This window comes from Sphingomonas corticis (genome assembly GCF_012035195.1).
Lineage (GTDB): Bacteria > Pseudomonadota > Alphaproteobacteria > Sphingomonadales > Sphingomonadaceae > Sphingomonas > Sphingomonas corticis.
Genome location: NZ_JAAVJH010000001.1, coordinates 26,815 through 48,805 on the forward strand (window position 1 = coordinate 26,815; position 21,991 = coordinate 48,805).

At 71.2% G+C, this 21,991-nt stretch carries 20 protein-coding genes and 1 tRNA gene; 6 read left to right on the forward strand and 15 right to left on the reverse strand.

The features are described from left to right. Positions 1–2: 2 nt before the first annotated feature. Positions 3–632 carry a carbonic anhydrase gene (locus HBH26_RS00160; RefSeq protein WP_168132546.1) on the forward strand — a complete coding sequence of 210 codons (630 nt, stop codon included), beginning with the start codon at positions 3–5 and terminating at the stop codon, positions 630–632. A 4-nt stretch (positions 633–636) separates the two neighbouring features. On the opposite strand, the gene HBH26_RS00165 is transcribed toward HBH26_RS00160, so the two are convergent. After that, complete coding sequence (locus HBH26_RS00165) at positions 637–1,965, reverse strand: APC family permease (protein ID WP_239024485.1); 1,329 nt, start codon at positions 1,963–1,965, stop codon at positions 637–639. Positions 1,966–2,087: 122 nt separating this feature from the next. On the opposite strand from HBH26_RS00165, the gene astD reads away from it, so the two are divergent. Beyond that, complete coding sequence (gene astD / locus HBH26_RS00170) at positions 2,088–3,500, forward strand: succinylglutamate-semialdehyde dehydrogenase (protein ID WP_168133022.1); 1,413 nt, start codon at positions 2,088–2,090, stop codon at positions 3,498–3,500. A gap of 27 nt (positions 3,501–3,527) precedes the next feature. Continuing rightward, a complete protein-coding gene (locus HBH26_RS00175; RefSeq protein ID WP_168132548.1) occupies positions 3,528–4,466 on the forward strand; it encodes a DUF808 domain-containing protein in 939 nt (312 codons plus the stop codon). Positions 4,467–4,475: 9 nt separating this feature from the next. Here HBH26_RS00175 and HBH26_RS00180 read toward each other — a convergent pair whose 3' ends face one another. The 4 genes from HBH26_RS00180 to hemB are packed head-to-tail and all read right to left on the reverse strand — an operon-like array spanning position 4,476 to position 8,726. Next, positions 4,476–6,668, reverse strand: coding sequence for a fused MFS/spermidine synthase (locus tag HBH26_RS00180; RefSeq protein WP_239024486.1), 2,193 nt, complete (start codon positions 6,666–6,668; stop codon positions 4,476–4,478). Continuing rightward, positions 6,665–7,207 (reverse strand): GNAT family N-acetyltransferase, encoded by a 543-nt coding sequence (locus HBH26_RS00185; protein WP_338057191.1) that lies wholly within the window; start codon positions 7,205–7,207, stop codon positions 6,665–6,667. The genes HBH26_RS00180 and HBH26_RS00185 overlap by 4 nt, the downstream gene beginning before the upstream one ends. Next, positions 7,204–7,737, reverse strand: a complete 534-nt coding sequence (locus HBH26_RS00190) for a GNAT family N-acetyltransferase (protein WP_168132549.1) — start codon at positions 7,735–7,737, stop codon at positions 7,204–7,206. Before HBH26_RS00190 ends, HBH26_RS00185 begins: the two co-directional genes overlap by 4 nt. Continuing rightward, a complete protein-coding gene (gene hemB, locus HBH26_RS00195; protein WP_168132550.1) occupies positions 7,734–8,726 on the reverse strand; it encodes a porphobilinogen synthase in 993 nt (330 codons plus the stop codon). The genes HBH26_RS00190 and hemB overlap by 4 nt, the downstream gene beginning before the upstream one ends. A gap of 76 nt (positions 8,727–8,802) precedes the next feature. On the opposite strand from hemB, the gene HBH26_RS00200 reads away from it, so the two are divergent. Further along, positions 8,803–9,705, forward strand: a complete 903-nt coding sequence (locus tag HBH26_RS00200; RefSeq protein WP_168132551.1) for a diacylglycerol/lipid kinase family protein — start codon at positions 8,803–8,805, stop codon at positions 9,703–9,705. Here HBH26_RS00200 and HBH26_RS00205 read toward each other — a convergent pair. From HBH26_RS00205 to HBH26_RS00245, 9 genes are all read right to left on the reverse strand, one after another. After that, positions 9,689–11,179, reverse strand: coding sequence for an MATE family efflux transporter (locus tag HBH26_RS00205; RefSeq protein WP_168132552.1), 1,491 nt, complete (start codon positions 11,177–11,179; stop codon positions 9,689–9,691). The genes HBH26_RS00200 and HBH26_RS00205 overlap by 17 nt on opposite strands. Positions 11,180–11,546: 367 nt before the next feature. Continuing rightward, complete coding sequence (locus HBH26_RS00210) at positions 11,547–11,951, reverse strand: GNAT family acetyltransferase (protein WP_168132553.1); 405 nt, start codon at positions 11,949–11,951, stop codon at positions 11,547–11,549. Continuing rightward, the gene (locus tag HBH26_RS00215; RefSeq protein WP_168132554.1) at positions 11,948–14,716 is read right to left on the reverse strand and encodes a valine--tRNA ligase; all 2,769 of its coding nucleotides are present in this window, start codon (positions 14,714–14,716) and stop codon (positions 11,948–11,950) included. The genes HBH26_RS00210 and HBH26_RS00215 overlap by 4 nt, the downstream gene beginning before the upstream one ends. Positions 14,717–14,827: 111 nt before the next feature. Then, positions 14,828–16,852: a S9 family peptidase gene (locus HBH26_RS00220; RefSeq protein ID WP_168132555.1), complete on the reverse strand. Its 2,025-nt coding sequence runs from the start codon at positions 16,850–16,852 to the stop codon at positions 14,828–14,830. Between the two features lie 70 nt (positions 16,853–16,922). Further along, entirely contained in the window at positions 16,923–17,474 is a 552-nt protein-coding gene (locus HBH26_RS00225; protein ID WP_168132556.1) for a DUF2497 domain-containing protein, read from the reverse strand. 74 nt (positions 17,475–17,548) lie between these two features. Next, entirely contained in the window at positions 17,549–19,075 is a 1,527-nt protein-coding gene (locus tag HBH26_RS00230; RefSeq protein ID WP_168132557.1) for a TolC family outer membrane protein, read from the reverse strand. Continuing rightward, positions 19,075–19,767 carry a protein-L-isoaspartate O-methyltransferase family protein gene (locus tag HBH26_RS00235; protein WP_239024487.1) on the reverse strand — a complete coding sequence of 231 codons (693 nt, stop codon included), beginning with the start codon at positions 19,765–19,767 and terminating at the stop codon, positions 19,075–19,077. The genes HBH26_RS00230 and HBH26_RS00235 overlap by 1 nt, the downstream gene beginning before the upstream one ends. A 131-nt stretch (positions 19,768–19,898) precedes the next feature. After that, positions 19,899–19,972 (reverse strand) — tRNA-Cys (locus tag HBH26_RS00240). A 43-nt stretch (positions 19,973–20,015) separates the two neighbouring features. Further along, positions 20,016–20,438, reverse strand: coding sequence for an NUDIX domain-containing protein (locus HBH26_RS00245; protein WP_168132558.1), 423 nt, complete (start codon positions 20,436–20,438; stop codon positions 20,016–20,018). Positions 20,439–20,455: 17 nt separating this feature from the next. On the opposite strand from HBH26_RS00245, the gene HBH26_RS00250 reads away from it, so the two are divergent. Both HBH26_RS00250 and HBH26_RS00255 read left to right on the forward strand, forming a co-directional pair. Then, on the forward strand, positions 20,456–20,653 hold the full coding sequence (locus HBH26_RS00250; RefSeq protein WP_168132559.1) for a Flp family type IVb pilin: 198 nt from the start codon (positions 20,456–20,458) through the stop codon (positions 20,651–20,653). Positions 20,654–20,775: 122 nt separating this feature from the next. Further along, positions 20,776–20,964 carry a Flp family type IVb pilin gene (locus HBH26_RS00255; protein ID WP_168132560.1) on the forward strand — a complete coding sequence of 63 codons (189 nt, stop codon included), beginning with the start codon at positions 20,776–20,778 and terminating at the stop codon, positions 20,962–20,964. A 68-nt stretch (positions 20,965–21,032) separates the two neighbouring features. Here HBH26_RS00255 and HBH26_RS00260 read toward each other — a convergent pair whose 3' ends face one another. After that, the gene (locus HBH26_RS00260) at positions 21,033–21,983 is read right to left on the reverse strand and encodes an acetyl-CoA carboxylase carboxyltransferase subunit alpha (RefSeq protein WP_168132561.1); all 951 of its coding nucleotides are present in this window, start codon (positions 21,981–21,983) and stop codon (positions 21,033–21,035) included. Positions 21,984–21,991: the final 8 nt, after the last annotated feature.

Genomic DNA, 21,991 nt, shown 5'->3' on the forward strand with positions numbered 1-21,991 from the left:
CCGTGAGCAACTTTTCCGACCTGATCGACGGCTACTACCGCTTTCGCGGCACCGAGTGGCTGGAGGAGCGGGAGCGCTGGGCCGAACTGGCGGAGGGGCAGTCGCCCCGCGTCATGGTGATCGCCTGTTCCGACAGCCGGGTCGAGCCCGCTACCATCTTCGGCAGCCGCCCGGGCGAAATCTTCGTGGTGCGCAACGTCGCCAACCTGGTGCCGCCGTTCGAGACCGGCGGCGGCCTGCACGGCGTCTCCGCGGCGCTGGAGTTCGCCGTCACGGTGCTGAAGGTCAGCGAGATCGTCGTGCTCGGCCACGGCGCGTGCGGCGGCGTGAAGGCGGCGCTCGCCGGCAATCTGAAGGACGCGGCACCCGGCGAGGGCGGGTTCGTCGCGTCGTGGATCAGCCTGCTGGACGAGGCGCGCGAGAAGGTGATCGCCGCGCACGGACAGGGCGAGGAAGGGCAGACCGCACTGGAACAGGAAGGCGTGCGGACCTCGCTGAAGAACCTGATGACCTTCCCCTTCGTGAAGGAGCGGGTCGAGGCCGGCGAGCTGCAGCTGCACGGCGCGGTCTTCGCCATCAAGGACGGCAAGCTGCGCGTGCTGGAGGGTGACGACCGGTTCGAGCCGGCGTGATCTGTCAGGCCTGCGCCGTCCACCCGCGACGGCGCAGGACCAGGAGGTAATAGGCGGCGGCGAGCGCGACCTGCGCTGCCGTCGCCAGCATCGCCGGCCGGCCGTCTTCCGGATCGAGCCACGTCGCGCAGGCGATCCCGGCGAGCGCGATCAGCGTGACCGCCGGCGCCAGCGGATAGAGCGGCATGCGGTAGCGCGCATGCGCCGTCGCCCCGCCCCGCCGCCCGGCGATCGCCGCCATCGCCAGCCCGGCGTAGATCGCGATCAGCCCGGCGCCGCTCCACACCTTTAGCAGGCGCAGCGGCAGGACGCACAGCGCCATCCCCGTACCGCCGACCATCAGCGTGCCGATCCACGGGCTGCCGAGCCGCGGGTGGATGCTGGTCAGCCAGCGGTCGACCGGCCGGCCCCAGGTGCCGTCGCGCCCGGTGGCGTAGAAGAAGCGTGCGCAGGCGAGCACCCAGGCGATGATCGCGTTGACGATCGCGATCGCCACGCCGGCGGCGACCCATCCGCCCGCCTCCGCCCCCACCGCCTGCCGCACCAGCAGGCCGAACGGGTCGCCCGAGGCGAGCAGCGCGGGCAGATCCGCAGCCCCCATCAGGGCGGCCACCAGCGGCACCCCTTCCAGCACCAGCGTGAGCGCCAGCGCCGCCGTGACCGCCTTCGCGATGCGCCGTGGCGCCTCGTGCATCTCCTCGCCGAAATACACCGCCACGCCATAGCCGTTGAAGGCGAAGATCGCGATCGAGGCGGCGACTCCGAGGTCCGTGAGCGACGCCGGCGCGCCGGACGGCGTCATCGGTGCGGCGAGGAACGCGACCGGGTTGCGCGTGCCCTCCATCAGCCCGAGCGTGGCGACGAGCGCGAGCGCGGCCACCTCCACGGCAAGGAAGATGCCGGTGATCCACGCGTTGATGCGGATGTTCAGCAGCGCCACCAGGGTGCAGCCCGCGACCACCGCCATCGCGACGGGCACCTGCGGCAGCCCCGGCCACACGCCGGCCAGCACCTCGCGGATACCGAGACCGGCAACCGGCAGGAAGAGCAGGTTGTTGAAGACGTTGACGCCCAGCATCACGAATCCGGCAAGGGGCCCGAGCGTGCGCGCGACCATCACATACTCGCCGCCCGCCACCGGCCACGCGGAGGACAGCTCGGCATAGAGATAGGCCGTCGCGACGCAGACGAGCGCCGCCGCGATCGTCGCCAGCACCGCGCCCGTCCCCGCCACCTGGAGCATTCCCGGGACGATGACGAAGACGGACGAAGCCGGGGTCGTGACGGAGAGCGTGAGGAACAGGACGCCGGCGACGCCCAGACTGCGGGTCAACGGGGCGGGCGGCGCGATGCTCGACACCATCGTGCCGTGCCACGCGGCGGCGCGTCGCGCCAGAGGGGCGCCGCCCGCGCGACGCCCCCTTTCTTCCGCCCCGTTCCCGCGGCTAAGGACGGATCATGGCGGAGCTGATCTCGTACGAACCCGCGACCGGCGCGGCATTGTGGCGCGCGCCGACGAGCGACGTGTATCTCGAGGTCGCGACCGCGCGGGACGGCTTCGCGCTATGGGCGACGCAGGCGCTGGCCTACCGCGTCGAGACGATGCGGCGCTTCGCCAACGTGGTGCGCCAGCGCGCGGACGCCTTCGCGGACCTGATCGCACGCGAGACGGGCAAGCCGTTGTGGGAGGCGAAGACCGAGGTCGAGAGCGTCGTCGCCAAGGTGGACATCTCGATCGCCGCCTATGCCGAGCGGACGCCGCAGCGGCGCGTGGAGGCGCCGATGAACAGCCGCATGGCGCTGCGTCACAAGCCGCACGGCGTGCTGGCGGTGCTCGGCCCCTACAATTTCCCGGCGCACCTGCCCAACGGCCACATCGTGCCCGCGCTGATCGCGGGCAATGCGGTGGTGTTCAAGCCGTCGGAGAAGACGCCGGCGACGGGCGCCTTCCTCGTCGACTGCCTCCAAGCCGCGGGCGTGCCGGAGGAGACGGTGCGGCTGGTGGTCGGCGGCCCCGCGGAAGGCAAGGCGCTGGCCGCGCACGAGGATATCGACGGGCTGCTCTTCACCGGATCGGCGCGCACCGGTATCGCTTTGAACCGCGCCTTCGCCGATCGGCCGGAGAAGATCCTGGCGCTGGAGATGGGAGGCAACAACCCGATCGTCGTGTGGGATACGCCGGACCTGCACGCCGCGGCCACGCTGGTGATCCAGTCCGCGTTCACCACCGCGGGCCAGCGCTGTACCGCGGCGCGGCGGCTGATCGTGGAGGACCGGATCGCGCCCGCGCTGCTGGACGAGCTGTGCCGCATCGCCGGGCGGCTGATCGTCGGCGCGCCGCACGACAAGCCGGCACCGTTCATGGGGCCGGTGATCGACAACGAGACCGCGGACGGGCTGACGGAGAGCTTCCTCGCGCTGATGATGAAGGGCGGCCGCCCGCTGCGCCACATGGCGCGGCCCGACCCCTCCCGCCCCTTCCTCACCCCCGGCATCATCGACGTGACCGACGCGACCGATCGTCCCGATATCGAGCTGTTCGGCCCGCTGCTGCAGGTGATCCGCACCGACGATTTCGACGCGGCCATCGCGCACGCCAACGACACGCGCTACGGCCTGTCCGCCTCGCTCGTCTCGCAGACCCCCGCGCTGTACGACCGGTTCTGGGCGAACGTGCGCGCGGGTATCGTGAATTGGAACAAGCCCACCAACGGCGCGTCCTCGTCGCTGCCGTTCGGCGGCATCGGCTGGTCCGGCAACCACCGGCCCAGTGCCTATTACGCCGCCGACTACTGCGCCTATCCGGTCGCCAGCAACGAGGCGGAGGCGGCGCGCGCGTCGATCGGCATCGGGCTGGCGGACGGCTAGACCGGAACACAGGGGGATCGCAGGAACATGGCAAGCGGATTGGTCGCGCTGCTGGACGACATCGCGGGGCTGACGCGGCTGGCTGCGGCGAGCCTGGACGACGTCGGCGCCGCCGCGGCGAAGGCGGGAACGAAGGCCGCGGGCGTGGTGGTCGACGATACCGCGGTGACGCCGCGCTATGTCGTCGGCCTGTCGCCGCAGCGCGAACTGCCGATCATCGGCAAGATCGCGCTCGGCTCGATCCGCAACAAGTTGCTGTTCCTCCTGCCCGCCGCGCTGATCCTCAGCGCCTTCGCGCCGTGGGCGATCACGCCGCTGCTGATGGTGGGCGGCGCCTTTCTCTGCTTCGAGGGGGCGGAGAAGGTGATCGAGGCGCTGTCCGGCCACGGCCACGCCGCGGAGGAGACCGCCACCACCGATCCGGTAGCGCTGGAGCAGGAGAAGGTGTCGGGCGCGATCCGTACCGACTTCATCCTGTCGGCGGAGATCATGGCGATCGCGCTGAACGAGGTGGCGGACCAGACGCTGCTGGCGCAGGCGGTGACGCTGGTGCTGGTCGCGGTCGCGATCACCGCGGGAGTCTACGGCGTGGTGGCGCTGATCGTGAAGGCCGACGACGTCGGCCTGTACCTGGCGCAGCGCGGGTCGGCGGTGGCGCAGGCGATCGGTCGCGGGCTGGTGAAGGGCGTGCCGGTGCTGATGTCCGCGCTCGCCATCATCGGCACCGCGGCGATGGTGTGGGTGGGCGGCGGGATCATCACCCACGGCGCGGAGGTGCTCGGCTTCGCCGCGCCCGCCCACGCCATCCACCACGCGTCCGAGGCGGTGGAGCACGCGGTGCCGGGGGTCGGCGGCGCGCTCGGCTGGCTGGTCGCGGCGGCGCTGAACGGCGTGGTCGGCCTGGTACTCGGCGCGATCATCGCATTCGTCGTGCACCGCGTCGCCCAGGCGCGCGGGGCGCACTGAGCGGGCGGATCAGAACCGCAGCAGCGGCAGGATCGTGGCATAATCGTCCGTCCAGGCGCCGAGCCGCGGGTTCGCGCGCAGCCGCCGCCAGCGGGCGCCGTCCATCTGTATCGTCGCGTAGGTCTCGGGATCGCGCGACAGCACGACCCAGGCGGAGGCGGACGCCTGCGGATCGAGCACGGAGGGGCGATGGTTCAGCACCATCGCCTGCCACCCTCCCGCCGTCGCCGCCGCCGCCACGACCGGTGCCAGGTTAATGAAGCGGTTCGAGATATGCACCGCCAGCACGCCGCGTGGCTGGAGCACCCGGGCATAGACCGCGAAGGCCTCGCGCGTCAGCAGGTGCATCGGCACCGCGTCGGAGGAAAAGGCGTCGAGCGCCAGCACGTCGAGGCTGCCGGCGGGCTCCCGTTCCAGCGACAGCCGGGCGTCGCCCAGGATCACCGCCGCGTCGGGGGCGCAGCGGCGCAGGAAGGTGAAGCGGCCGCGGCGCGCGATGTCGACCATGGTCGGGTCGATCTCGTAGAACCGCCAGCGCTGCCGCTGCTCGCGATAGCAGGCGAGCGTGCCCGTCCCCAGCCCGACCACGCCGATCCGCGCGGACGGGCCGTATAGAACGGTGGCCGCCTGCATGACGCGACCGACCCCCGACTCGGGCGTGTAATAGGTCGTGGGCGTGCGCTCGCGCCCGGGCGAGCCGGTCAGTTGCAGGCCGTGCACGGTGCTGCCGTGGATCAGCACGCGCTGCCGCGCCTCCGCACGAACGGTGTAGATGCCGAAATAGCTGCGTGTCCGAGCGCCGGACTCCAGCGTCAGCATCAGCGAGCCGAGCCCGCCGAACAGCAGCAGCGAGGCCGTCAGCACCAGCATGTACGGGAGCCGCGCGCCGATCGTCACCATGCCGACCCCGGCGATGAGGATGAACGACGTGAGCGTGTACTGCGACCCGTTAAGCCCGCCGGGCGAGATCGCGGCCATCACGCCGGCGACGAGCAGCAGCACCCCCGCCACCGCCAGCGCGGCGATGCGCGATCCCGCCCGGCTCCACAATTCGCGCAGACCGTGGGTGAGGTAGAGCTGCGGCACCAGCAGACCGGCGGCGAGGATCAGGATGGGATATTCCCACGTCCAGTCGAACGTCACCGGCGCGACCAGCCCGGCGAACACGCCACCCAGCGCTCCGCCGATCGACATGGCGAGATAGAAGCCGGTCAGCCGCGCCGGTTCCGGCCGCAGCCGGTAGAGGCGGGTGTGCAGCGCCACCGACAGCATGAACAGCAGGATCAGCGCCAGCATGACGCTGAGCCACGGTGTGGGCGTGAAGCCGCCCATCATGATCCCGCCGAACATCAGGATCGTCACCGGCGCGATCCGCGTCAGCGTGTCGGCGAGGAGGCGGTTGGCGGCGAAGGCGACGGAGAAGCTGAGAAGGTAGAGCGCGAGCGGAAGCACCCAGATCAGCGGCATCGCCAGCAGGTCGGTGCTGATGAAGGTGGACGTCGCCAGCATCATGCCCGACGGCACGAAGCCCATCACGATCCACAGCGCCACGCGCGACCGGGCCGGCGCCGGATCGGACGGGGCCTCCGCCGCGGCGACGTGGCGACCCGGCAGACGCGCCGCGCACAGCAGCACCAGCAGGATGAGGAACAGATAGCCCCCGCTCCACAGCCAGCGCTGCTGCGTGACGCTCAGCTGCGGCTCGACCAGCAGCGGAAAGGCGAGCAGCCCGGCGAAGCTGCCCAGGTTCGACGCGGCGTAGAGCGGATAGGGATCGGCGCCCGGACGCGCGATCGCGAACCAGCGCTGCACCAGCGGCGCCTGCGCGGAGACGGCGAAGAACAGCGGGCCGATCGACAGCGCGAACAGGTACGGCACCCACAACGCCGGCTCTGCGCCCGGCGGGAGCACCCGGTCGCTGAGGCCGATCGGCAGGAACAGGCAGGCGAGCGCCAGGACGGCCAGATGCACCTGCCCCTGCCGGCGCGGCGCCAGCCGGGTCAGCCAGTGGGCGTAACCGTAGCCGCCGAGCAGCAGCGCCTGGTAGACCAGCATCGCCGAGTTCCACACCGCCGGCGCGCCGCCCAGCCGCGGCAGTGCGATGCGCGCGATCATCGGCTGGACGAGGAACAGCAGGAACGACCCCGTCAGGATGGTGAGGGCGAACAGGGCGCGACCGCCCCGGGCAGGAGCGTCGGTCAAGCGGGTCTTTCGATGCGATAGAGGACGTGGCGGCGCAGCGGGTCGCCGGGCGCCAGCGCGGGGTGATCGAAGTCGCCAGCGGGCTCGTGCGTCATGCCCAGCCGCTCCATGACCGCGCGGCTGCGCGCGTTGGCGGGGACGGTGATGGCAAGAACCTGCGTCGTGCCGCGCCCCCATTCCGCGTCCAGCGCAGCGCGTGCCGCCTCCGTGGCGTAGCCGCGTCCCCAGGCCGCGCGGGCGAGGCGCCAGCCTATCTCCGCCTCGCCCTCAACCGGCGTGCCGGCGGGCCCCGGCTTGACGCCGCAGAAGCCGAGGAAGGCGCCGTCCCCGCGCCGCTCCAGTGCGAAGAAGCAGCGGCCGAACTCCCCGGCGATGGTGTTCTGCCGCACGACGACGGCGCGGCAGTCGTCCGTCGTCATCGGCGGGCCGAGGAAGCGCATCACCTCCGCGTCCTGCCCCATGGCGTGAAACGGCGCCACGTCCTCCTCGCGCCAGCGACGCAGGATCAGGCGCGGGGTCTCGATCGCGGGCAGGCTCACGGGCGGTCGATCGCGTAGACGATCATCGCGCCGTCGGGATCGCCGGCGGCATGCGCGGGGTGGCGAAAGTCGAGTTCGGCGCGCCGCGACATGCCCAGCCGCTCCATCAACCCCCACGAACGCGTGTTGCGCAGCGACGTCCAGGCGGCGATCCGCGGGCGGTCGGTGTGTGCGAAGCCCCAGGCGAGGCTTGCCTCCGCAGCCTCGCGCGCGATGCCCTGCCCCCACCATCGCTCGCCGATGCGCCAGCCGATCTCCAGCTCCTCGGGCACCGGCGTGCCGGCATGCCCGCCGATACGCACGCCGCAGATGCCGGCGAGCTCCCCTCCGTCGCGCATCTCCACCGCCCACATCGAATGGCCGTCGCGCGCCTGGTTCGCCATCTGCGCGTCGATCAGCGCGGCGACCTTCTCCGCCGGGGCGACGCCGCCGAAATGCGCCATCATCGCGGGCGTGTTGACCAAGGCGACGAAGGCGGGCTTGTCCGCCTCCCGCCAGGGACGCAGGATCAGGCGCCCCGTCCCGATCACGCGCCCAGCAACCGCGCCGCGTGGACCGCGTGGTAGGTCAGCACGCCGGAGCAGCCCGCACGCTTGAAGGCGAGCAGCGTTTCCAGCACCATGGCGTCGCGGTCCGCGGCGCCCGCCGCCACCGCGGCCTCGATCATCGCGTACTCGCCCGACACCTGATAGGCGAAGACGGGCACGTCGAACGCCTCCTTCACGCGGCGAACGATGTCGAGGTACGGCAGCCCCGGCTTCACCATCACGCTGTCCGCACCCTCTGCAAGGTCCAGCGCCACCTCGCGCAGCGCCTCCTCCGCGTTCGCCGGATCCATCTGGTAGGTGGTCTTGTCGCCCTTCAGCAGCCCGCGGCTGCCCACCGCGTCGCGGAACGGGCCGTAGAAGGCGGACGCATATTTGGCGGCATAGGCCATGATCTGCACGTTCTGGTACCCCTCCGCCTCCAGCGCGTCGCGGATGATGCCGACGCGGCCGTCCATCATGTCGCTCGGCGCGATCACGTCCGCGCCGGCGCGTGCCTGGTTGAGCGCCTGGCCGACCAGCACCTCCACCGTGGCGTCGTTCATCACGTAGCCGCGCGCGTCCACCAGCCCGTCGTGGCCGTGCGCCGTATAGGGGTCGAGCGCGACGTCGGTGAGGATGCCAACGTCGGGCACCGCGTCCTTGATCGCGCGCACCGCGCGGCACATCAGATTGTCCGGGTTCAGCGCCTCCGCGCCGTCGTCGCTGCGCCGCTCGCGCGGGGTGTTGGGGAACAGCGCCAGGCATGGGATGCCGAGCGCCGCGGCCTCACGCGCGCGGGCGACGAGCAGGTCCACCGACCAGCGCGAGACGTGGGGAAGCGTGGCGATCGGCTCCTCCACCCGCTCCCCCTCCGTCACGAACAGCGGCCAGATGAGGTCCGCGGGGGTCAGGACCGTTTCGGCGTGGAGGCGGCGGCTCCACGCGGCGGCGCGGGTGCGGCGCAGGCGAAGCGCGGGATAAGCGGCGTGCATCGCGCGGCTTTCGGCCAATCGGCGGGGTCGTGCAAGCGTTACGGGGGCGAAACCGTGGCTCGCGCGTTGCGCCCCCATGGACCGGATCAAGACCGCCGCGCTGATCGTCAACGCCAAGTCGCGCAAGGGCCGCAAGCTGTTCAAGCGGGCGTGCGAGCGACTGGCGACGCTGCCCTACGAGGTGGAGCCGCATGCGGTGGACGATCCCAAGCACCTCGACCGCATCGTCCGCCAGGCGCTGGCGAAGAAGCCGGACCTCGTCATCCTGGGCGGCGGCGACGGCACGGTCAGCGGGCTGGTCGACCTGCTGGTCGGGCAGGACGTGATGCTGGGCGTGCTGCCGCTGGGCACCGCCAACAGCTTCTGCCGGACGCTGGGCATCCCGATGGACATCGATGGCGCGTTCGAGGTGCTGCGCACCGGCCAGCCGCGACGCATCGACCTGGGCATGATCGACGACGACTATTTCGCCAATTGCGCCGCCATGGGCCTCAGCCCGCAGATCGCCGAGACGGTGCCGCACAACCTGAAGAAGGTGCTGGGCCGCGTCGGCTATCTCGGCTGGGCGTCGTACCAGTTCGCCAGCTTCCGCCCGTTCATCCTGACCGTCGACGACGGCAAGGAGGAGCACCGTATGCGCGTGGTGGAGGTGCGCATCTCCAACGGGCCCTACCATGGCGGGCAGTGGCTGGTGGACGAGGCCAAGGTCGATTCGGGCCGGATCGTCGTCCAGGCGGTGTGCGCGCGGTACAAAAGGGGGCTGGTGAAGAACTGGGCGGCGAGCTTCCTCGGGCTCGAGGCGCGGCACCACGACACGGTCAGCTTCTCCGGCACGTCGCTGAAGGTATCCACCGTGCCGCCGCTGCCGATCTCGATCGACGGCGAGGTGCTGGCGCACACGCCGGTCACGGCGCACATCGCGGCCGGGGTGATCGAGGTGATCGCGCCGCGGCAGGCGGGCGCTACCCCACCGGCCTGAGGCTGCCGGCCGGCTCCACGTCGGCGTGGCTGCGCTCCTCGCAATGCGCCTCCGGCACCAGCAGCGCTCCCTTCCGCCAGCTGCCGCGCCCATAATAGAGCGCGGCCAGCGCGACCGTGGTGGCCGAGCCCATGGGGAAGCTCCACCACAAGGCGTCGACGCCCAGCGTTGGCCGCAGCAGCAGCGCGATGCCGAGCCGCACCGGGAACATCGCGACGAACAGGATGGCCAGCGGGCCCCACACCGCGCCGTTCGCCCGCACCACGCCGAACAGCACCATGGTACCGCCGAAGAGGACGAAGCCCCAGGTCGCGATCAGGTTGATGTGCGTGGCGATCGGCAGCACGGGGCTGTCCGCGGGCACGAACAGCGCGAGCAGCGCGCGGTCGAACAGCAGCGCCACGACCACGGCCACCCCGGTGATCGCGACGTTCAGCACCAGCCCCGCGCGCGTGATCCGGCCGACGCGATCCCATCGCCCGGCGCCGATGTTCTGCGCCGCCATCGCGCTGACGGCGGCGCCGATCGCCATCGCGGGCATCTGGATGTACGTCCACACCTGCTGCGTGATGCCGTAGGCGGCGGTGGTGTCCACGCCGTTGCGGTTGACGAGCCCCACCATCGCCAGCCCCGCGCCGGAAATGACCAGCATCTGCGCGCCGATCGGCACTCCCTTCGCCAGGATCGTGCGCGCCACCGCGGGATCGGGCAGGACCAGCCGCAGGTCGCGCCCCTTCAGCGCGATCGGCACGTCCTTCCACGCGATCCACGCGGCCAGCGCGGCGCAGGAGACGAGGTTGGCGATCAGCGTGGCGGTCGCCGATCCGGCGATGCCGAGTTCGGGCGCGGGGCCGAGGCCGAGGATGAAGACCGGGTTCAGCGTCGAATCGAGCAGGACGGAAAGGCCCATGAACCAGAGCGGCGTCATCGAATCGCCGATGCCGCGCAGCCCCATGAACATCAGCACCAGCAGCATCGACGCCGGCAGGCCGAGGAAGATGACGCGCAGGTACGCCAGCGCGTCGTCGTAGGCGCGACCGGGCGTCGCGAGCGCGCGCAGGATCTGCGGTGCGAATGTCCAGCCGAGGAGCGCGGTGACGACCGACCCCGCCAGCACGATGCCGGTCGCCGAGCCGAAGGCGCGCCGCGCCGCGTCGACATCGTGCCGGCCCCAAGCCTGGCCGACGAGGATCGTCGCCGCCATGCCGAAGCCGAAGACGAGGCCGAACATCAGGAACATGATGATGTTCGCGTTGCTGGTCGCCGCGAGCGCGTCCTCGCCCAGGAAACGGCCCACCCAGATCGTGTTGATCGATCCGTTGAGCGACTGGAGGACGTTCGAGCCGAGCGTCGGCAGCGCGAAGGCGACGAGCGTGGAGAAGATCGGTCCGCGGGTGAGATCGCGCTGGCCGTCGGCGGCGGGCGCGTCCGCCAATGTTGAGGACGTTGGGGCGCCGGCGGTGTTTTCGCTCATATCGCGCCGCCGATGCGACGGCGAGGCGACCGAGACGTGACAGCGGCGCGACGCGCGCGCGACGGGTGCGCGACGGCGGGGATTCGAAGGAGCGACGCGGCAGGCATCGGGAGATAACGCCGGAGCGGGCGTGCGGATGCGGCGGCCATGGCCATCCGTTCTCCCCTGCTGCGATGATTGCGATGCCATAGCCGGCGACGGGTGCGTAGGACAGGGTCGGATCAGGCGCGAATGGATCGGCATTCCGGCGTGCTCCTGCGCTGGCAGGAGCCCAGGGCCACGATCGACTCTGCACAGAAACTCCAGGCTCCTGCCGACGCAGGAGCACCGCTCCGCCAAGAAGCGACCTCCCGAGCGACCGAGCGCATTACAGCCAGCGCGCCATCACCGTGACATCGGCAGCTTCGTAGCCCAGCGCCGCATAGAATCCGGCGGCGTCGTTGCCGTCGCGGACCATCAGCTGGACCTTCGGCACGCCCCGCTCACGGAGCCATCCCTCCGCGGCGGCGACCAGAATTGGCGCCAGACCGCTGCCGCGGTGGGACGGTGCCACCGCGAGGTAATAGAGCCAGCCGCGGTGGCCGTCGTCGCCGACCATCACCGTGCCGACGAGCGCCGCCCCGGCATCGACGCCAAGAATGGCGCTGCCCTGCCCCGCCACCGCCCGGTCGAAGTCGACCGCGGGATCGTTCCACGGCCGCGTCAGCCCGCACGCCTGCCACAACGCCACCGCGGCGGTGCGATCGCCCGACGCCAGCCGGCGGGGCGTCACCCCAGCCGCGACAGTGCCGCGGCGAAGCGGTCCGCGTCGGCTGCCTTCTCCGCGTGATCGGCGCGCGCCTTCTCCACCGCTTCCGGCTTGGCGCGCTCGACGAAGCTGGCGTTGCCGAGACGGCCGGCGAGCGCGTCGCGCTCCTTCTGTGCCGCCGCCAGCGCCTTGGTGAGGCGCGCGCGCTCGGCGTCGAGGTCGATGACGCCTTCCAGCGCGAGCGCAAAGGTCTGCGCCTTCCACAGGATCGGCGCGCGCGCGCCTTCCGCCTCGTCGGGAACCAGCGTGACGCGGGCGAGCCGCTCGACATAGGGAGCGATCGTCGCGGGGACGCTGCCGGTACCGGTGTGGAGCGCGATCCGCGCGCCGGGCGGCACGTTCAGCTCGGCGCGCGCGGCGCGGACGTTCTCGATGAGGTCGATGAGGCCGGCGACCTCCTGCTGCGCCGCCGGATCGAGCGCGCGCGCGTCGGGCTGTGGCCAGTGCGCGACGATCAGGTCGTGCTCGCGGGCCGCGAGCGCGTGCCACAATTCCTCCGTGATGAAGGGCATGAAGGGGTGGAGCAGGACAAGGATCTGGTCGAGCACCCAGCCCGCCACCGCCTTCGTCTCGGAGTCGATCGACCCTCTCTCGTCGCCGCTCAGGACGGGCTTTATCAGTTCGAGATACCAGTCGCAGAAGCGCGACCAGACGAACTGGTAGATGGCGTTGGCCGCCGCATCGAAGCGATAGTCGGCAAGCGCGAGGTCGACCGCCTGCACTGTCGCGACGGTCTCCGCGACGATCCACTTGTTGACCGCGGACGTGGCGGCGGGCGGCTCCAGCGTCTCCGATCCGCCGATCCCGTTGGCCTGCGCGAAGCGGCTGGCGTTCCACAGCTTCGTCGCGAAGTTGCGGTATCCCTCGACGCGCCGCTCATCCATCTTGATGTCGCGGCCCTGGCTCTCCATCGCCGCCATGAAGAAGCGCAGCGCGTCCGCGCCGTAGCGGTCGATCAGGCCGAGCGGGTCGACGGTGTTGCCCTTGGACTTGGACATCTTCGCCCCGTCCGCCGCGCGCACCAGCCCGTGGAGGTAGAGCGTGCGGAACGGCACGTCCTTCATGAAGTGCAGGCCCTGCATCATCATGCGGGCATCCCAGAAGAAGAGGATGTCGAAGCCGGAGACGAGGACGTCGTTGGGGTAGCGGCCGGCGAGCTGCGGCGCGCGCGTGCCCTCGCCGCCGTTCGTGCTGAGCGAAGTCGAAGCACGTGCGTCGGGCGCTGCGCCATTGGCATGTCCTTCGACTTCGCTCAGGACGAACGGATCGTTTTGGGCATCCGGCCAGCCCAGCGTCGCGAAGGGCCACAACGCGCTGGAGAACCAGGTGTCCAGCACGTCCTCGTCCTGCCGCAAGGCGACGCCTTCGCCCGCCTGCGCCTGGGCCTCTTCCTGCGTCAGCGCGACGAAGATGCGGCCGTCCTCGGCGAACCACGCGGGGATGCGGTGGCCCCACCACAGCTGCCGCGACACGCACCACGGCTGGATGTTCTTCATCCAGTTGAAGAAGGTCTTCTCCCACGTCTTCGGCACGATCCGGATCGCGCCCGATCGCACCGCCTCGATCGCGGGCTTCGCCAGCGTGGCGGCGTCGACGTACCATTGGTCGGTCAGCCACGGCTCGATCACCACGCCGGAGCGGTCGCCGAACGGCGTCTGGATGGTGCGCGGCTCGCTGTCGTGTTCGGCACCGTCCTTGTCGACGTGGGGCACCAGCACGCCCTCCGCCTTCAACCGCGTCACGACCGCGGCACGCGCGTCGGCGGTGGACAGGCCGAGGAACTCGGGCGGGATCAGCCCGTCGGCGGTTTGCACCACGCGCGCCTTCGCATCGAGCATGTTGAGCATCTCGCCCGCCTTCATGCCGGCGCGCCTGCCCACCTCGAAATCGTTGAAGTCGTGGCCCGGCGTGATCTTCACCGCGCCGGAGCCGAGCGCCGGATCGGCGTGCTCGTCCGCCACGATCGGGATCAGGCGGCCGGTGATCGGCAGCCGCACGTCCCGCCCGACCAGGGCGGCGTAGCGCGCGTCGTCGGGATGCACCGCGACCGCCATGTCGGCCAGCATCGTCTCCGGCCGCGTCGTCGCCACTTCGATATGGCCGGAGCCGTCGGCCAGCGGGTAGCGCAGCTTCCAGAAATGGCCGCGCACCTCGCGCGTCTCGACCTCCAGGTCGCTGATCGCGGTGCCGAGGCCCGGGTCCCAGTTGACCAGCCGCTTGTCGCGGTAGAGCAGGCCCTCCTTGTGAAGATCGACGAAGACCTTCAGCACCGCGGCGCTGAAGCCCTCGTCCATCGTGAAGCGCTCGTTCGCCCAGTCCATCGAGCAGCCCAGCCGCCGGAGCTGGCCGGTGATCTGCCCGCCGCTCTCCGCCTTCCACGTCCACACCTTGTCGACGAATTCGTCGCGGGTGAAGTCGGTGCGCTTCTGCTGCGACAGCGCCATCTGCCGTTCCACCACCATCTGGGTCGCGATGCCGGCATGGTCGGTGCCGACGACCCACAGCGCATCCTTGCCCTTCAGCCGGGCGTGGCGCGTCAGGATGTCCTGCAGCGTGTTGTCGAGCGCGTGGCCGATATGGAGGCTGCCGGTCACGTTGGGCGGCGGGTTGACGATCGTCCACGGCTCCGCCCCCGGCCGGTCGGGACGGAACAGGCCGTTCTCCTCCCAATGCGCGTACCAGCGCGATTCGATGGCGGCGGGATTGAAGGTTTTCGGCAGCTCGGTCATGCGCGGGTCCTTAGCCAGAACGACGGGGCACGCACCACCCCCGTTCAGCCTGAGCGAAGTCGAAGGCCAAGCACCGGCGCATGTGCTTCGACTTCGCTCAGCACGAACGGATCAATTTGCCCCCTTGGTCCAGCGGTCCATCCAGCCGATCACCTCGGCGTACCATTGCCGCGAGTTCCTGGGCTTCAGCACCCAATGGTTCTCGTTGGGGAAGACGAGCAGGCGCGAGGGCACGTCGCGGCGCTGGAGCGCGGTGAAGGCGGCGAGGCCCTGCGTGTAGGGGATGCGGAAGTCCTTCTCGCCGGTGATGACCAGCTGCGGCGTTTTCCATTTCGCGACGTGGTTGACGGGGTTCCACTTCTCGAAGGCGGCGGGATCCTCGTGATAGGCCTTGCCGCCGTGTTCCCACTCGTCGAACCACAATTCCTCGGTCTCGTACGCCATGGCGCGGGCGTCGAAGACGCCGTCGTGCTGGACGATGCACCGGAAGCGGTCGGGCCATTTCCCCTCGATCCAGTTCATCATGTAGCCGCCGTAGCTGGCGCCGAGCGCGCAGGCGTTGTCGCCGTCGAGCCACGTGAACTTCGCCGTCGCGGCGGCCAGGCCCTTCTGCAGGTCCTCCAGCGGCCAGCCGCCCCAATTGTCGCGGATCGCGTCGGTGAAGCGCTGGCCGTAGCCGGTGGACCCGTGGAAATCGACCGCGACCAGGCCGTAGCCCGCGCCCGCGAACACCGCCGGATTCCAGCGATACGACCAGCTGTTGTTGCTCGACCCCTGCGGGCCGCCGTGGACCATGAAGGCGATCGGCACCTTGCCGGTCGATCCGTAGGGCTTCACCGCATAGCCGTGCACGGTGTCATTGTTGGCGCCGGTGAAGGCGAAGCGCTCCACCGCCGGCATGTCGATCCCGGCGAGCTTCGCGGCGTTGACGCTGGTGAGGCGCTGCGGCGCGCCGGCCGCGATGCGGTAGAAGTCGGCCGGGGCGGTCAGGCTGTCGATCGCGACGACCGGACCGCGCGCGCCCACGGCGACCGCACCGACATGGCCTTCCTGCGTCAGCCGCGTCACCGCGCCGCTCTGCGCGTCGACGCGCCACAGCGGCACTTCCTGCGTATCTTCCGCCGTGACGTACAGGCTCTTCGAATCGGGTGCCCAGGCGATCGAGCCGACCGAGCGGTCCCACCGCTCGGTCAGCGACACCGCGCGGCCCGTGGCGAGGTCGCGGATCGTCAGCACGTAGCGGTCCGCCTCGTAGCCGGGGCGGCGCATGGCGAGATAGGCGAGGCGGCGCCCGTCGGGCGAGACGCTGGGCTGCGTGTCGGTGGCGTCGTTGGCGTCGGTGAGATTCACCGGCGGCGCGGAGCCGTCCGCGGGCGCGGAGAAGATGTCGAGGTTGGTCGAGAGCGGCTCGATCCGCCCCGCCTCGCGCAGCGCGAAATAGACGGTGCGGCCGTCCGCGCTCCAGCTCACTTCCTCCGCGCCGCCGAACGGCTTGGACGGCGTATCGCCCACCAGCCCGCCGGTGATCGCGACGCCGTTGCCGCGCGCGCCGCCGGCGCCGAGCGGCAGCACGAACAGCTGCGAGCGGTTGCCGTCCGCCCAGCTATCCCAATGGCGCACGAACAGCCGGTCGTAGGTGCGGCCCGATCCCGCGTCCGCCGCCTTCTTCTCCATCGGCGGCTCCAGACTGGGCGCGCCGGGGCGGCGATCCGCCCACACGACCAGCCGGTCCCCCGTGGGCGCGACCTTGAAGCCGTTGAAGCCGCCCTTGAAATCGGTCAGCCGCCGCGGCGTGCCGCCGGTGACCGGCACGGACCAGATCGCGTCCTCCGCGCTGAAATAGACGGTGGTGCCGACGATCTGCGGGTCGTTCTCGTCGACCTGCGGATCGGCCGCGAGCTTCGCGGGCGGCGCGCCGGGCTTCGTCAGATCGAGCCGCCACAGATCGAAGCGGCCGCGATCCGCGGCAAGATCGGTCTCGCGCTGCGCCCACACCAGCCAGCGCCCGTCCGCCGACAGGGCGGGCGCGCCGATGCGGCTCAGCATCGTCACGTCCTCAATGGTCAGCTGGCGGGCGGCGGCAGGAGCCGAGGCGGCGGCGATCGCGAGGAGACTCGCGGCGAGAAGGGTCTTCATCGCCGGAACAAAGCAGATCGTCGCGCGCGAAACAATCGACGCGACGGCGCAAAACCGCGCGGGGCGGCGATCAGCCGCGGTTGGTGATCCGCGCGATCTCCCGCGCGACCATGTCCTCGACCAGGCCGGGCAGGTGCGCGTCGAGCCAGTCGCTCAGCATTGGGCGGAGCATGTCGCGCACCAGCCCCTCCAGCGTGCCGTCGGTGCCCGGTTCCGGCCGGACGACCAGCCGCGACAGCGCGCCGAGCGCGTCGCGGGTCGCCTCCGCCGTGGCGGACGAGACGCCGGCGGCGAGCGGGGCCGCGGGAGCGGCGGCAGCCGAAGGAGGGGGAGACGGAGCGGGCGAAGCCGGAGCGGGGGGCGCGTGGTCGAAGGGCGGCGCAGCGACCGGAGCTGCGCGCTCGGCGGCCGGGGACGGCGCCTCGGCGGGAGCGAGCGGCTGGCGCAGCTCGAGGATCTCCTCGCGGTCGGTCCGCAGACCGGCGTCATCGTCGACCGGCGCAGCGGGCGCGGGGCGCGGCGACATGCGGCGCGGCGGCCCCTGCGTCTCGCCCTCCTTGATGACCCGCTTGATCGAGGCGAGGATGTCTTCCATCGACGGTTCGGCGCTCATATCGCCCATGTGCGACCTTCCTCCAACGCCCGCTTCCCCAACGGCTTGGCCAACGATGTGCCGGGCGCGACCGAAGAACGGCATCACGGACGCGGCCGGTCAATTCCTGTCGTCAAGGCGGGGCTTCTGTCAACATCGCTCTCCAACGCGGGGTCGAGCGGACGGGTGACGGTGGCGTCCTGCGCGGGCAAAGCGGCGGTCGTCGGCGCGATCGGCTGCGGCGCGGGGTTGCTGTTGTAATCCGACCAGCTGCGGCGCACGCGACGGTAGTTGACCGCGGGATCGTACAGCGGACCGCCGTCGAGCCCCAGGTCCTCCGCCTCCGCCTTGCCCATCGCGGCAAGGAGCGAGAAGCCCGCGACATAGGCGTCGCGCCGCGCCGTCACCAGCGTCACCTGGCTGTTCAGCAGTTCCTGCTCCGCGTTGAGGATGTCGAGCACGGTGCGGGTGCCGACGCTGTTCTCCGCGCGGACGCCCTCCAGGCTCAGCTTGTTCGCCGCCACGGCGGCCTCCGCCGAGGCGATCACCTCCTGCGAGGAGCGCCAGATGGCGAAGGCGGAGCGCGCGTTCGCCACCACCTGACGCTCGGTCGCGGTGGCCTGCTCGATCGCCTGGCCGCGCAGCTCCTGCGCCTGGCGGATCTGCGCGCCGGGGCGTCCGCCCTGGAACAGCGGCAGGCTGAGCTGCACGCCCGCGGCAGTGGTATTGCCGCTCTGCCCGATGCCGAGGCCGGCGCCCGAACCCTGGCCCAGGCTACCGAGATAGTTGAAGTAATTCTGCGTTAGTCCGACGCCGACCTGGGGATTGCGCGTGGCGCGGGCGGCGCGCACATCGTATTCGGTCGCGTCGCGTTGCCGCCGGGCGGCGATCAGCGCGGGATTGTCGTCCAGCGCGACCTCCACCGCCAGATCGGGTGCGGAGGGCAGGTTGGGCAGCGGCGGCGGCGGTTCCAGCGTGCCCGGCGGCGTGCCGACCAGGCGGACGTAATTCTCCCGGCTGGCGATCAGCGTCGCCTGCGCGCTCTGCAACTGCGCCTGGGCCAGCCGCAGCCGCGCTTCGGACTGGGCGACGTCGGTGCGCGTCACGTCGCCCACCTCGAACCGGTCGCGGCTGGCGCGCAGGTTGGTGTCCAGCACGCGCACGTTCTGCGTGTTGAGCGCCACGATCGCCTCGTCGCGCAGCACGTTGTTGTAGGCGGCGACCACGTCGGTGAACACCACCGCCTCCGTGTTGCGCAGGCCCGCCTGGCCGGCGAAGGCGCGCGTTTCCGCGGCGCGCACCGCGTTGCCGACGCGGCCGCCGGTCCACACCGGGACGGTCACGCCGCCCTGGGCCTGGAACACCCGCTCCGCGGTGGTGAACGAATTGCCGCCGCGCACGAAATTGTCGTTCAGCGACCCGCTGACCTGCGCCGAGGGCAGGCCGTTGGCCCGCGCGATTGGCACGTTCTCGTCCTGCGCGCGCTGCGCCGCGCGCTGGCCAGTGAGCGTCGGATTGCCGTTATAGGCGCGCGCCAGCGCCTCGCGCAGCGTCTCCGCCGTCGCCGGCGCCGCCTGCAACGCCGCCGCCCCCGCCAGCAGCGCCGCCACCCCTCCCCCGATCCTGCGCATCAGAAGGTGAAGGCCTTCGGTTTGGCGAAGCCGGGCAGGCGGACCGCGTCGATGTCGGCGAATGGTGCCAGCGCGGTCGCGCTGCCCGCGCGGCTGCCCGCGGCGAGGCGGCTGACGCCGCGCTCGACCAGCCCGCTGACGATGCGGCCATGCTCCGCCACCTGCGTCAGCAGCGCCTGCGGCAGTTCCTCGACCGCGCCGTCGACGATCAGCACGTCATAGGGCGCGCCCGCGGGATGGCCGTGCTCCAGCGCGCCTTCCACCACGGTCACGTTCGGCTCACCCGCCAGGGCGCCGCGCGCCTGTTCCGCCAGCGCCGGAAGCGATTCCACCGCCACCACCTCGCGCACGATCCGCGCCAACACGGCCGCGGTATAGCCGCCCGCCGCGCCGATCAGCAGCACGCGGTCGTCGGCGCGCAACCGCGCCTCCACCAGCAGCCGCGCGGTGGCCAGCGGCACGTTGGCGGCGCGCCCCTGCCCCAGCGGAACCGCGGTGTCGCGGTACGCCATCGCCGCGGCCTCGGCCGGCACGAACCGCTCGCGCGGGACTTCCGCCATGGCCGCGATCACGCGCGTGTCGGTGACGGCGGTGGTGCGCAGCTGGCTGGCGACCATCGCCTGGCGCATGGCGGCGTAATCCACCGGGGCGGCCTGAGCGGAGGGAGAGCTCGCGGGCATGGGAGCGGTCATCGAATTTCCTGCATCGTCAAGGCTTGGCACGAGTGTCTTGCTTATGCAACACACTTTCCGCATCGTCGCGTTCTATCGCGTCGGCGCGGCTTCGCCAACGGGGTGACGGTGCGGAAGCGGCGGGAGGACGATGGAGGCCCGACCGGGAATCGAACCCGGGTGCAAGGATTTGCAGTCCTCTGCGTCACCACTCCGCCATCGGGCCTCGATGCGGTGTGGCAGGCCCTTGGCGGGCGGCGCGGCCAGCGTCAACCCCATGCGTCCCGCGCGAGCATCGCGACGAGCGGCCGGTCGACCGGCGGCATGGCGCGGCGGGCGAGGTCCGCGGGCGTCTCCCACGCCAGCGCGGATGCCGCCAGCGGGCGCGGTTCGCCCCGCCAGCGCGCCACGCGATAGAGCAGCATCAGCAGCGGACGCCCGGTCGCCGTCGCGTCCGTGGCGAAGCCCAGCGGCGTGCAGTCGACCGGATCGACGGCGATGTCGAGCTCCTCGGCGAGTTCGCGCGCCAGCGCCGCGGCGGGCCACTCGCCGGGATCGACCTTGCCGCCGGGAAACTCCCAGAGGCCCGCGTGCGCCTTCCCCTCGGGCCGCCGCTGCATCAGCCAGCGGTCGTCCCGCGGCAACGCGCCGGCGACCACCAGCAGCGGCGTCGACCAATCGTTAAGCGTCATCGCGTATCCCCGCTCCCATGCGTCCCCGCCGCCCCCGTCTCGTTCCGCTCCGTCGCCTGCTGCGCGATTCGCGCGGCGCCAGCGCGGTGGAATACGGACTGATCCTGGCGCTGGTGGTGCTGGTCAGCTTCGTCGCGCTGCTGGCGGTGGCACGCACCACCAACCGCATCTGGACGGACATGGACGAGAAGGTGCGCACCGCGTCCAATCAGTGACGATCCGTTCACCTTCGCGTTTAAACCTTTGTCAATCCGGCCGACGTAACACGGTTCTCGCTGGATCCGGTCACACCGGCTTCGGCCGGGTAACTGAAGTTTCGAGTGCACTGGAGATCGATATGCAGAAGATTCGCGCTTTCCTGAAGAACAGCAAGGGTGCCACCGCGATCGAGTACGGCCTGATCGCCGCGCTGATCGCCGTCGCCGCCATCGCCGCGATGCAGGGCCTGGGCAACCAGCTCAAGAGCACCTTCAACAAGACCAACAGCAGCATGAAGGCCGGCGTGGACGCCAGCGCGAACACCTGATCGCGCGGGTCCGCACGGACACGGCAGGGGCGGCGGACCGAGGGTCCGCCGCCCCTTTCCTTTTGCCGTCAGCCGAGGCGGCCCATCCGCAGGAACTTCTCGCGCCGGTCGCGGCGCAGCGCCGCGGCGTCGAGCGACGACAGTTCGGCCAGTGCCCCCTCGATCGCCGAACCGAGCGCGGCCACCGCGGCGTCGGGCAGGCGGTGCGCGCCGCCGACCGGCTCGGGCACGATGGCGTCGATCACGCCCAGCCCCTTCAGGTCCTGCGCGGTCACCTTCATCGCCTCCGCCGCCTCGGGCGCCTTGTCCGCGGTGCGCCACAGGATCGAGGCGCAGCCCTCGGGCGAGATGACGGAATAGACCGCGTGCTCCATCATCAGCACGCGATTGCCGCTGGCGAGCGCGATGGCGCCGCCCGATCCGCCCTCGCCCACCACGCTCGCCACCATCGGCACGCCGAGCGCGAGGCACGCCTCGGTCGAGCGCGCGATCGCCTCCGCCTGGCCGCGTTCCTCCGCCTGGACGCCGGGGAACGCGCCGGACGTGTCGACCAGGGTGACGACGGGCAGCGCGAAGCGGTCCGCCAGCTCCATCAGCCGGATCGCCTTGCGATAGCCCTCGGGCTTGCCCATGCCGAAATTGTGGCGAAGGCGGCTGGCGGTGTCGTCGCCCTTCTCGTGCCCCAGCACCATCACGCGGCGCCCGCGGAAGGTGGCGAAGCCGCCGAGGATCGCCTGATCGTCGGCGAAGGCGCGGTCGCCCGCCAGCGGCACGAACTCGCTGAACAGGCCGGCGACGTAATCCTTGAAGTGCGGACGCTCGGGATGGCGCGCGACCTGCGTCTTCTGCCACGGCGTCAGCTTCGCGAAGGTGTCCTTCAGCAGCTTGTCCGACTTCGCCTGCAGCTTGGCGATCTCCGCCGAGATGTCGACGGTGCCGTCGGCGCCGGTGTCGCGCAGTTCGTCGATGCGCGCCTGGAGCTCGGCGATGGGTTTTTCGAAGTCGAGGAAGCTTGGCATCGCGCGCG